General features: G+C 70.4%; 5 protein-coding genes. 3 read left to right on the forward strand and 2 right to left on the reverse strand.

Annotated features, from left to right (window positions below):
- Positions 1 to 47: 47 nt before the first annotated feature.
- Positions 48 to 1952: an SMI1/KNR4 family protein gene (locus ABT116_RS06200; RefSeq protein WP_351628542.1), complete on the reverse strand. Its 1905-nt coding sequence runs from the start codon at positions 1950 to 1952 to the stop codon at positions 48 to 50.
- Between the two features lie 268 nt (positions 1953 to 2220).
- On the opposite strand from ABT116_RS06200, the gene ABT116_RS06205 reads away from it, so the two are divergent.
- From ABT116_RS06205 to ABT116_RS06215, 3 genes are all read left to right on the forward strand, one after another.
- The gene (locus tag ABT116_RS06205) at positions 2221 to 7440 is read left to right on the forward strand and encodes a family 43 glycosylhydrolase (RefSeq protein ID WP_351628544.1); all 5220 of its coding nucleotides are present in this window, start codon (positions 2221 to 2223) and stop codon (positions 7438 to 7440) included.
- A 275-nt stretch (positions 7441 to 7715) separates the two neighbouring features.
- Positions 7716 to 10148, forward strand: a complete 2433-nt coding sequence (locus ABT116_RS06210; protein ID WP_351628546.1) for a SpoIIE family protein phosphatase — start codon at positions 7716 to 7718, stop codon at positions 10146 to 10148.
- Between the two features lie 478 nt (positions 10149 to 10626).
- Positions 10627 to 12375, forward strand: coding sequence for a hypothetical protein (locus tag ABT116_RS06215; protein ID WP_351628549.1), 1749 nt, complete (start codon positions 10627 to 10629; stop codon positions 12373 to 12375).
- 68 nt (positions 12376 to 12443) lie between these two features.
- On the opposite strand, the gene ABT116_RS06220 is transcribed toward ABT116_RS06215, so the two are convergent.
- The coding region (locus ABT116_RS06220) for an adenosylhomocysteinase (RefSeq protein ID WP_351628554.1) at positions 12444 to 12534 on the reverse strand (91 nt) is incomplete at its 5' end.

Here is a 12534-nt window from a genome sequence, read left to right on the forward strand (position 1 = left end):
CGCTCGGCGGTCGGCCCCAGCCTGCTTGCTGCCGGGCAGGCGTCTTCTCAGCCCACCCGGATCACCATGTACGTCTCTCCGTCCCTGGGCGGTCGGGTCCATGAACGCGTGACGAACGTGTGCAGCCGTCCGTTCACGAGGGCATGGCGCGGCAGACGGGCGCCGAACTCCTCGGCCACCGCCTCCAGCAGCGACCGCTCCACCGCGCCCCCGCCCTCCGGGTCACCGAAGAACCGGCTCGGGTCCAGCGCCGCCGGTATCTCCCCGCTCGACCGGACCTCTCCGTCCGCGTACGTGCAGGAGTACTGCTCGGCGCCGTCCCGCGCCACCGAGAGGTGGAAGAACGGCTCTCCGTGCCTTGGTCTCAGGCCGCTCCACACCACCACGGCGCGGCTTCCCGCGGCGGCGGACGCGGCCGGGGAGACGAACCGCCGGCGGTCGAACGACGCCGGATTTGCGTCGAAGGCGAAGCTCCAACCGGCACCGGCCCGGCCGACCGCCATGAGAGCCCTGTCGTCGTAGGAGGAGGATTCCCTGTGGTCGCGCAGCCGTGCCCAACGTGCCTCCCAACAGGTCATGGGTGCGCTCAGCACGCTGCCGTCCCCGTCGCCGTCCCTGTCTGCGAGACGTCCGGGCATCTCCTCGGGCTCCACCCCCTCCACCAGGACGAACCGGTAGGACGTGCGGTTGTTGCCGGGGTCGGGCTCGGCGAGCCACGCCAGGCCGCCCGGGTCGAGCCCGGCCGACGGACGCGGCGTGTCGCCCGCCTGCCCGCCCCGAGGCGTGGACAGCAGTTCCCGGCCCCGCTCCGGGGTCAGCAGTGGCCCGAGCACGGGGTCGGCGATCCAGCCCACGGGCGCCAGGTGATCGGGTCCCAGCGGCTCCCACAGGGGCATCGCGTCGATCAGTGTCCGCCACGCCCCGTCGGTGTCTCCCCACCGCGCCGATTCCCGGGCCCGCTCGACCGCCTCCCCGACCGGTCCGGCCGCCGTGTACCGGTACGTGTGGCTGCGCACCTGATCCAGCAAGGCGTGAGCCAGTGACACCACGTCCCCGTCGGCGCCCCGCAGATGGAACGTCAGGCTGGAATCTCCCCGGTAGGAGTGCGCCGCGTGCTCCGCGATCAGTGCCGGCAGCAGCTCGGACGCATACCGCGGATCCGTCGCCAGGCCGTCGAAGTGGACCATGTAGGTCTGCCCGAGCAGGCGCCGGATCTGGTCACCCAACCCGGCGGCCCGCGGTCTGCCGTACCCCTTGGCCTCGTCCATCGCCGTCACAGCCCGCTCCCAGCCGCCGCGCAGTGCCTCGATCCGGGCCTCCTCCAGTTGCGCGTCCAGCCTGCGGGTCGTGTCGTTCACGAACACCGGCTCCTCCGCGCCCCCGTGCGAGCGCAGGCTGTGGAACTCCCGGTACGCGTCCCGCATGAAGGCAGCGAAGCTCGCGTGCCGCTCGGGTGGCATGGCACGCCAGCTCGCCCACGTGTACACGGCCCACTCGCCGTCCTCGTCCACGTCCTCGGGGTCCATGAGGACATAGGTGGCGTCGGACTCGACGTCGAGCTGCAGCCCCCGCCGCCAGATCTCCGCCTCCCGCCGCTCCTCGGGCCCGGCGTCCTCGTCCAGGTACTCCTCGAACGAGTCCGCGAGCCCGGACGCGTCGGCGTGCCAGTGCGCGGACTCCGTCCCCGCCAGCAGCCACACGAACCCGCCAGCGTGCCGCCACCCGTCGGTGACCGCGAGGAACTCACGGTACGACGGGGGCATCCGCCGGCCCAGGCGCTCCTCCATGGCCGCGATCCGCTCCTCGGACGCGGGTGGGAACCCCAGCCACCGCGCCTGCAGCGCGGCCTCGTCGTCCGCTCCCCGCGTCGCGTCCTCCGGCAGGGAATCCGCCCACTCCCCACTCCACCTGAGCAGGAAGGACCACCAGTCGAATGCCGTGGTGTCCGTCATGGGCCCGATGCTGCCACCCGCCACTGACAACGCTCCGCCGGCTGCCGTGGCCGACGGTGGGTACCTGCGAAGGACTTGTTCGACCTGTCGGACATTGTTCGGAACCTCTTGACGCTGCCCCGGCCGTCGGCTGAGACTCTCGCAACACGCGTTCACCTGCGCGTAACACCGGGCCCACGGCAGGAGTTGCCGTCGCCTGGTCATCTCCGCGCCTACCGCTCCGCCCTGTCCGTCATCAGCCATGCCTCAGCAGAGGACCCCAGAAGACATGACGCACGTCGCACGACTTCGCAGCCGCGCGAGACGTTGGGCGGGCCCCCTCGCCGGACTGACCGCCGCGTCGATGCTGCTCGCCCTCGCCGGCCCCACCGCCCCCGCGCAGGCGGCCCCGGAGGCACCGGCGCCCGAAGCGGCGGACCTCACCGAGGACCTGGCCCTGTGGTACAAGCTCGACGCCGGCAGCGGCGCCACCGTGACCGACGCCTCCGGCAACGGCCGCGACGGCACGGTCAGCGGCGCCGCCGACTGGTCCGCATCCGGTCAGGGCCTCGCCTTCAACGGATCGGACACCTACATCAAGGTGCCGGACGACGTCATGAAGGGCATGGACTCGATCACCGTCTCCATGGACGTGCTGATCGACTCCGCCCAGAGCACGCCCTACTTCCTCTACGGCTTCGGCAACACCAGCGCGGGCAGTGGCAACGGCTACCTGTTCACCACGGGCAACTCCTTCCGCACCTCCGTCGCGACGGGCAACTGGTCGACCGAGCAGACCACCAAGGCGTCCGACTCCCACAACCTGACCCGCGGCGTGTGGAAGCACATCACCTACGCCCAGACCGGCTCCACGGGCGTGCTCTACGAGGACGGCGTCGAGGTCGGCCGCAACACCTCGGTCACCACCACGCCCGGCGCCATCGGCTCCGGCACCACCAAGGCCAACTACATCGGCAAGTCCGTCTACGACGGCGACAAGCTCTTCAAGGGCCGGATCCGCGACTTCCGCGTGTACGACCGGGCCCTGGACGGCTCGGAGGTCGAGCAGCTCTCCCTCCCCGTCGCCACACAGGGCGTCGCCGACGACAAGGAGGCCCTCAGCCTCGGTGACACCAGCGGCGTCACCTCCGACCTGGACCTGCCGAGGACCGGCCCGGCCGGCGGCTCCTCCATCACCTGGGCCAGCGACAACCCGTCCGTGGTGTCCGACACCGGCAAGGTGACCCGCCCCGAGGCCGGCTCGCCCGACGGCCGAGCCACGCTCACGGCGACCCTGAAGAAGGGCACCGTGACCGGCACCAAGACCTTCGACGTCACGGTCCGGCCCGCGCTCGACGACGCCGCCACCACCCGGGAGGCCGCCGAGGCGCTCACGGTCCACAACCTCGACGACGCCCGCGGCAACCTCACCCTGCCGGGCACCGGCAAGTACGGCACGGCCGTCACCTGGTCCTCCGAGAAGCCGGACGTCGTCTCCGCCGACGGCGAGGTCCACCGCCCCGCGCACGGCGACGGCGCCACCACCGTCGACCTGACTGCCACCGTCACCAAGGGCGAGGCGAAGGCGACCCGCGTCATGACGGCCAAGGTGCCCGAACTTCCCGCCGAGGCGGCCCTCAAGGGCTACATGTTCAGCTACTTCACCGGCGAGGGCACCTCCGACGGCGAGCAGCTCTACGCCGCCCTCAGCAAGGGCAACGACCCGCTGCACTGGCGCGAACTGAACGACGGCAAGCCGGTCCTCACCTCCACGCTCGGCGAGAAGGGCCTGCGCGACCCGTTCATCATCCGCTCCCCGGAGGGCGACAAGTTCTACCAGATCGCCACCGACCTGAGGATCTACGGCAACGGCGACTGGGACGCCTCCCAGCGCACCGGCAGCAAGTCCATCATGGTCTGGGAGTCCACCGACCTGGTGCACTGGACGAACCAGCGCCTGGTCAGGGTCTCGCCCGACAGCGCCGGCAACACCTGGGCGCCGGAGGCGTTCTACGACGCCGAGCGCGGCGAGTACGTCGTCTTCTGGGCGTCGAAGCTGTACGACAACGCCGACCACTCCGGCGACACGTACAACCGCATGATGTACGCCACCACCCGCGACTTCTACACCTTCAGCGAGCCCAAGGTCTGGATCGACCGCGGCTACTCGGTCATCGACTCCACGATGATCCGGCACGACGGCACGTACTACCGCCTGTCCAAGGACGAGCGGAACAACACCTCCTCGACCCCCAACAGCAAGTTCATCTTCGAGGAGAAGAGCGACTCCATCCTGAACCCGTCCTGGACCCCGGTGGCCGAGGGCATCGGCAAGGGCGCGATGAACGCCGCCGAGGGGCCGCTGGTGTTCAAGTCCAACACCGAGGAGAAGTGGTACGCCTTCCTCGACGAGTTCGGCGGCCGCGGCTACATCCCCTTCGAGACGACCGACCTCGACTCCGGCACCTGGACCCCCTCCACCGGCTACGACCTGCCCGCCAAGCCCCGGCACGGCACCGTGCTGCCGGTCACCCAGGCCGAGTACGACCGGCTGCTGCGCGCCTACCAGCCCGACCAGATCGTGAAGAGCGTCGAGGACGTGTCGGTGAAGACCCGGGTCGGCGACGCCCCGGTCCTGCCGGCCACGGTGATCGCCGAGTACGCCGACGGCGTCAAGCGGCCCGTCTCCGTCGACTGGGAGGACGTCCCTGCGTCGAAGTACGCCCAGGCCGGCACCTTCACCGTCACCGGCAGCCTGCCCGGTGGCGCCGCGATCCCGGTCCGGGCCGAGGTCACCGTGTCCGAGGAGGGACCGGACGTCCCGGCCGACCTCCTGCTGCACTACGACTTCGACGAGACGGGCGGCAACATCGCCCGTGACTCCAGCGGCCACGGCTACCACGGCACGTACGTCCGCACGCCCGACTTCGGCACCGGTGTCGACGGCGGCTCGTTCAAGATGTCCGGTGACTCGTCGAGCTCGCCGTACGTGAGGATCCCGAACGGCGTGCTGAAGAACGCCGGGAGCGTGACCGTGTCGACGTACGCCAAGTGGAAGGGCGGCAGCAGCTTCCAGTGGCTGTTCGGGCTCGGGCCCGACAGCGACAAGTACCTGTTCGCCACCCCGTCCAACGGCGGCTCCAGCCTCTACTCGGCCATCACGAAGGCGAGTTGGTCGGCGGAGTCGAAGCTGACTGCCGGCTCGCAGCTCACGCCCGGCCAGTGGCGGCACGTCACGGTCACGCTGGACGGCGCCACCGGCACGATGATCCTCTACGCCGACGGTGTCGAGGCGGCCCGCACGACGACCACCATCAAGCCGTCCGAGCTGTACGACGCGGCCAAGGACCACAGCGGCTACATCGGCCGGTCCCTGTACGCGGCCGACCCGTACTTCGGCGGCGAGGTCGACGACTTCCGCATCTACGACCGGGCCCTCACGGGCACCGAAGTCATGCGACTCAGCGGCAACACCACGGGCATCGCCAAGGCGACGCACCCGGCGCTCAAGGTCGACGCACTCATCGACAACGCGGCGGGCACGATCACCCTGCCGATGAAGGCGGGCACCGAGCTCACCGCACTCGCACCGGAGTTCACCCTCGCCGAGGGCGCGACGATCAGCCCCGCCTCCGGCAGCGTGCGTGACTTCACCAGGCCGGTGACGTACGAGGTCACCGGGTCGGACGGCAAGAAGCGCACCTGGAAGGTCTCGGCGCTGATCATGAAGACCCCGGTCCTGCCGGGTCTGAACGCCGACCCGAACATCGTCCGCTTCGGCGACACCTTCTACATCTACCCGACGACCGACGGCTTCGAGGGCTGGAGCGGCACGCAGTTCAAGGCCTACTCCTCCACGGACCTGGTCCACTGGAAGGACCACGGCGTCATCCTCGACCTGGGTCCCGACGTCAGCTGGGCGGACAGCCGGGCGTGGGCGCCGGCGATGACGGAGAAGGACGGGAAGTACTACTTCTACTTCTGCGCCGACGCGAACATCGGCGTCGCCGTGTCCGACTCGCCCACCGGACCGTTCAAGGACGCCCTGGGCAAGCCGCTGCTCAAGGCCGGTGATTTCCGCGGCCAGATGATCGACCCGGCGGTCTTCACCGACGACGACGGCAAGCAGTACCTCTACTGGGGCAACGGCCGCGCCTACGTCGTCCCGCTGGGCGACGACATGACCTCCATCGACACCGCGCAAGTCAAGGACATCACCCCGAGCGGCTACAACGAGGGCACCTTCGTCATCAAGCGCAAGGGCACCTACTACTTCATGTGGTCGGAGAACGACACCCGGGACGAGAACTACCGCGTCGCCTACGCGACCGGCCCCTCGCCCACCGGCCCGTGGACCAAGCAGGGCGTCATCCTGGAGAAGGACCTGTCCCTGGGCATCAAGGGTCCGGGCCACCACTCCGTCGTCCACGTTCCGAACACCGACGACTGGTACATCGCCTACCACCGCTTCGCCATCCCCGGCGGTGACGGCACCCACCGCGAAACCACCGTCGACAAGCTGGAGTTCGGCTCCGACGGCCTGATCGAGAAGGTCGTCCCGACCCTCGGCGGCATCGACCCGGTCACCGTCGTCCACGCCGGGCCGGACGCCACCGGCACCGAGGGCGAGGCGATCACGCTCGCCGGCACCGTCTCCGGGGCGGGCACGCCGAAGTGGACCGTCCAGGACGGCGCCCCGTGCGCGGTCAAGGACCCCGCCGCGGCTCGCACGACCCTCACCTGCACCGACGACGGCGCCTTCCAGGTCACCCTGACCGGCGGGCGCGGCAGCGACACCGTGACCGTCGAGGTCTCCAACGCCGCCCCGTCGATCACCGCCGCCAAGGGCCCCGGCTCGCCCGTCTCGGTGGGCAAGGCCGCCGTCGTCACCGCGTCCTTCGACGACCCGGGCACGAGCGACCGCCACACCTGCACGGTCGACTGGAAGGACGGCAGCCGGCCGACGGCCGGCACGGTCACCGACTCCGGCTGCCGCGCCGCACACGTCTACGACGAGGCGGGCATCCACCGCCCGGTCGTCACGGTCAGCGACGACGACAAGGGCACGGACACGACCACGCTCGCGGAACTGATCGTCTACGACCGTGCCGCCGGGCCCGCCACCGGCGTCGGCACGATCACCTCGCCGGCCGGTGCCTACCCGGCCAGGCCGGGGCTGACCGGGAAGGCGGCGTTCACCTTGGCCGCCCAGTACCGGAAGGGAGCCACCGTCCCCACCGGCAAGGCCACGTTCATCTTCGGTCCGGCCAAGCTCACCTTCCGCTCCACCGGCTCCGACTGGCTCGTGGTGAACGGCTCCCGGGCCTTCTACCAGGGCACCGGCACGGTCGGCGGCAAGAGCGGCTACGCCTTCAGAGTCACCGCCACCGACGCCCCGGACACCTTCCGCATCAAGATCTGGAAGAAGTCCACCGGCGACGTCCTCTACGACAACAAGACCGGCGCCGGGACGAAGGGAGTCATCACCGTCGGAAACCACCGGCGCTAGGCCGGCCGGCGACAAGGGCGCCTGACAGGAATCCGACCTGGTCAGGCGCCCTTGTGCTGCGCGCCGACGCCGAGGCCGACCCACGAGGCGCCCCCGCCGCGGATGGGGCCCGGCCGGTCCCCCGGACGGCCCCGCATCCGTCCCTGCCCGGGGCACGGACGGGAGCCGACGCCGCCGGTTGAGCGAGGCGGGCCGCGGCGGGATGCTGAAGGCACCGCCCGTGACGGGTGGCACAGGCCGTGCCGGGCGCGGCAGGAACGAAGTCGGGACAGCCCATGGACAACCAACCCGACACGAACACGGGCGGAGGGGGCGCGCCGGCGCCCGAGGACGTCGCCGTCGTCATCGACGCCCGCGGGGCCGTGCTGGTGTGGAGCGCGGGAGCCGGGCGGCTGCTCGGGTACGAGCCCGAGGAGGTGGTGGGCCGGCCGGCTGCCCACCTGCTGTCCGCGAAATTGCCCGTGGCGATGCGGCGCCACCTGGCCGCCGGTGAACCGTGGACGAGTGACATCGGCCTGCGTAAGCGGGACGGAGGCCGCGTCAAGGCGCAGCTGAGGGGCACCCCGCTGGCGGACGCGCGCGGCAGGACCGCCTGGGTCGTCACCCCGGCGGCCGTGACCTACCCCGCAGGGCCGACCGAAGAGGAGCCCACGGAGCTGTGGGATCTCACGCTCGCGCAACTTCCGCTGCCGGTGGCCGTCTACGACCGTGAGGCACGCTTCGTGACCTGCAACCAGGTGATGAGCCGCGCCATGGGGCTCAACCCGGGGGAGATGAGGGGCAAGACCCTGTGGGAGATCTACCCCACCCCGCCCCTGGACGAGATCGACCGCCTGCAGCGGCAGGTGGTGCGCACCGGCGAGATGATCGTCCGCGAGGAACAGCCCTTCCGGGCCTCCGGCGAGATCCGCGATCACGCGTGGTCGGTCTTCCTCTCCCCGCTGAAGAACGGGGCGGGGGAGACGCTGGGCATGTCCGCGCTGGTGATCGACATCACCGAGCAGTACTGGGCCCGGCGCCGCCTGGCGGTGCTCAACGACGCCAGCACGCGGATCGGCAGCACCCTGGACGTGACCCGGACGGCCGAGGAACTGGCCGAGGTGGCGGTGGACGGGTTCGCCGACTTCGTCACCGTCGACCTGCTGGAGGCGGTCGCCCAAGGCCATGAGCCGCAACCCGTACCACCCGACACGCAGGTCGTCTTCCGCCGCACCGCGCAACGGTCGGTGCTGCCGGGGTGCCCGGAATCCGTGGTCCCGGACGGCGGCATCGACGTCTGCCCGCCCGGCTCGCCCCCTGCCCGGGCACTGATCACGGGCCGGGGCGCCGTGTACCGGATGGGCGATCCGCTGCTGGGCGACTGGTCGGCGGCCCACCCGGCCCGCGTCGAGAGCGTGCGGAGGTTCGGAATCCACGCGGTGATGATGGTGCCGCTGCGCGCCCGGGGCGTGACCCTCGGTGTGATGCACCTGCTGCGGCACCGCACCGCGGACGCCTTCGGTGAGGACGACCTGCTCCTGGCCGAGGAGATCGCCGCACGGGCGGCGGTGAGCATCGACAACGCCCGCCGCTACACCCGCGAGCGCCACACCGCGATCACCCTCCAGCGCAGCCTTCTGCCGCCCGGGCCGCCCCGAGCGCAGGCGCTGGACCTCGCCCACCGGTACTTTCCCGCCGGTTCGGGGGACGAGATCGGCGGCGACTGGTTCGACGTCATCGCACTGTCCGGGGGCAGAGTCGCACTGGTGGTGGGGGATGTCGTGGGCCAAGGGGTGCACGCCTCGGCCGCGATGGGCCGCCTGCGCACCGCGGTCCGCACGCTCGCCGACGCCGACTTCGCGCCCGAGGAGCTGCTCACCCGCCTGGACGACCTGGTCATCCGCCTCGACCGGGAGGAAGGCCCGGACACACGCGGGCAGGGGGAGGGGACCTCGGCAGAGGTCGGGGCCTCCTGCCTCTATGCCGTCTACGACCCCGTCGCCGGCCGGTGCGACATGGCCCGGGCCGGGCACCCGCCGCCCGTCCTGGTGAACCCCGACGGGACCGCACAGGTCCTGGACCTGCCCGCCGGGCCACCTCTCGGCCTGGGCGGCATGCCCTTCGAGGCCGCCCGGATCGACGTGGGGGAGGGCAGCCTGCTCGCCTTCTACACCGACGGCCTGGTCGAGACCCCCGGCCGTGACATCGACGTCGGACTGGAGCTGCTGAGCGAGGCGCTGCGGCGCCCGGCCGCCGGCCTGGAGGAAACCTGCGAGGAAGTGCTGCGCAAGGTGCGGGCCGAGCCCGCCGCCGACGACATCGTTCTGCTCCTGGCCCGGATCCGTGGCCTCGGCACCGACCGGGTACACGTCTGGCGGCTGCCCGTGGATCCCGCGGCCGTCGCCGGGGCCCGCCGGATGGCGAGCGAGCAACTGGCCGCCTGGGGGCTGGCCGAGCTCGAGTTCCCCACGGAGCTGATCGTCAGCGAACTGGTCACCAACGCCATCCGTTACGGCCGTGCCCCCATCGAGTTGCGCCTGATCCGCGCCGATGTCCTCGTCTGCGAGGTCTCCGACGGCAGCAGCACCGCCCCGCTCCTGCGCCGCGCCCGGGTCTTCGACGAGGGCGGCCGCGGACTGCTGCTCGTCGCCCAGGTCGCCGAGCGCTGGGGAAGTCGTCACACCGCGCAGGGCAAGACGATCTGGGCCGAACAGCCGCTGCCGGATTGACCGCCCCGGCAGTGGCGTTGTGCGGCTTACGGGGCTGTACGCTGCACCTTTCCTGGTGGAAGATCCGACTCTGGGGTAGGGTCTCGACGCGACGGTCCTGGTCGGCAGGCCACAGCCCGGCCGCCGGTGACTCACCCGCCGTTCGCCGGGGCGTCAGGACCGAAGCTCCCCCTTGGTGCCGCCAGGGAACACATCTCGAGACCACTCGATGCGATCTTTGTCATTAGACTCGCCTAGGATGACATTCTGAAGGCGGCAACGTGTCACGGCGGACGACACCCGTTGAACACCTGCGCGGCAGCGGAGCGCTCCGAGACCGGTTCGGAGGCAGCGTCAGCGGCGGCGGATGTGCTGGAGCCAGCCGGCGTGGCCCCCTCCAGGATGTACCGGACAACCGTCACCGCTCTGGCGAAGGGCACGGGAACCCGGTAGTCGGAGGCCACCGCGTATGGGTGACGCAACGGATGGGACAGCGGAGATGAGCAGCGTAGTCGAGCGCTATCAGGCACTCGAGGAGCACCTCGCGGGCGGCCGCCAGGTCGTGGTGACGGACGTGCTGGACGTGCCCGCGGGCGAGCTGCGGCAGGCGAACGAGCACGACGTCGCGGTCCTGCTGCTGCTCGGTGAGTTGTGCGCCCGCATGGACAACGGCACATCGGCGGCGCCCGTGTTGCTGGCAACGGCCGACAAATACGTCAACACCTCCTTCTTCTACACCGGAAGGATCCTGCCGCGGACCCGGGAGCTGATCGAGCTCCTCGACCGCGCCGTACGCGAGCGATCGTTCGAGCTGCTGATGGAGGTGGCCGACCACCTCAGCCAGGGGTGGGCGAAGTACACCGACTCCATGTTCCCGTCCGCGTTCGCCCGGCTCGCCGAAGAGGCCGGGCTCGAAGGGAAAACCGAGTCGTTCTCCCGCGTTTCCTTCGTGTTGTGGCGCGATGGTCTGGAGGCCGCCGCCGAGAACGACGCGGAGCGAGCGCTGCCCCTCTTCAGGGACTCGCTCGAGCGCTACCGAAAGTACGGCTACTACGCGGACGCGTCCTGGCTGCACACGGACCTCGTCATCGCCCATCTGCTCGCCGGGCAGAAGGAAGAAGCCCACGCCGAGCTCGAGGCGCAGCGGAACTACGTGGAGAAGGTGCTCGAAGCCCACCCGGTCGTCGCACCGGAGACGGGGCGGTCGTTCGCCTTCCACCTGGGCGACGTGCAGAGCGGCGACTACAGCACGTTCGTGGAGTCATCGGTCCTGCGCCCGACCGTGTTGACCGAACGCGACCGCGAACTCCTCATGCGCTATGTCCGCACCAGCGAGTTCCTCATCTCCGCCTGCCGGTACGGCGTGCAGCGCGACTTCGACGCGGCACTCGACACCTTCTCCTTCGGCTGGGGGACCTATCAGCAGTCGCCCTACCCGAGGATTTTCCGTCACCTCGCCGACGGCTACCTCGAGGCCCCGGAGAAGTGGAACGTCCACCTCACGGCGTACGAACAGTGGCACCGGATGCTGCGCACCTACCGTGTCCGGGTGCGGCCCCACGTGCTCATCGACACGGCTGCGACGCTGCATGACCGTCTGAAGTACGCCGAGTTGCACACCTGCGCCTCCCTCGTCCTGCTGGACACCGCCGTACTGCACTCCCGGCTGCACGGCAGGGGCGAGTCGGTGGACTGGATCACGCGCTATCTGCAGGATCTGCGGCCGACCCTGCCGGACGTCCTGGGCGCCGTGGCCGACTACCTGCAGGCACCGCACAGTATGGAGCGCCGCCAACTGCTCAGCCGCTACATCGGACTCCGGGCCGGACATCTCGTGCCGGAATTTCTCTCCCTCGACCTGGGCGAAGAGCAGCTGCCGCAGCCCGACCGGCTGGAGGTGACGCTCTACGACCGGCTGCTGTCGGTGGAAGGGGTCACCGTGCACGAGAACGCGCCGCAACCGCTCATCGACACCCTCCGCGTACTGGGCCGGGACTTCTCGGAGAGCATCGCGCAGGGAACCGCTGTCCCCTTCCTTTCCGCTGCCGAGCTGTCGGACCGAACGAACCGAACCTCCGCGGCACTGGCCCAGACGGTACGTCGATTCCGCAGTGCCTGTCAGGAGCGCTTCAGCGAAGTGGCGGACTACGACATGGCACAGGACGCCGTGATTCAGGGACGCCCCGGCTACCGGCTGAATCCGCAGAGCATTCATCGCTTCACCGAGTATTCGACTGAGGCCGTCTGACCGTGCAGAAGGCCCGGGGGCCCGGACGGGCCCCCTAGCCTTTGGACAGCGCGGGACGGAGATGCGGCTCAGTAGCGGTAGTGGTCGGGCTTGAAGGGGCCCTCGACCTTCACGCCGATGTACTCGGCCTGCTCGGGGCGGAGCGTGGTCAGCTTCACG

The organism is Streptomyces sp. NPDC002130, from assembly GCF_040296465.1.
Lineage (GTDB): Bacteria > Actinomycetota > Actinomycetes > Streptomycetales > Streptomycetaceae > Streptomyces.

Bases quoted from the DNA above. Each gene is read 5' to 3' on its own strand.
- ABT116_RS06200 (WP_351628542.1), bottom strand. From the start codon at position 1,952: ATGACGGACACCACGGCATTCGACTGGTGGTCCTTCCTGCTCAGGTGG.
- ABT116_RS06205 (WP_351628544.1), top strand. From the start codon at position 2,221: ATGACGCACGTCGCACGACTTCGCAGCCGCGCGAGACGTTGGGCGGGC.
- ABT116_RS06210 (WP_351628546.1), top strand. From the start codon at position 7,716: ATGGACAACCAACCCGACACGAACACGGGCGGAGGGGGCGCGCCGGCG.
- ABT116_RS06215 (WP_351628549.1), top strand. From the start codon at position 10,627: ATGAGCAGCGTAGTCGAGCGCTATCAGGCACTCGAGGAGCACCTCGCG.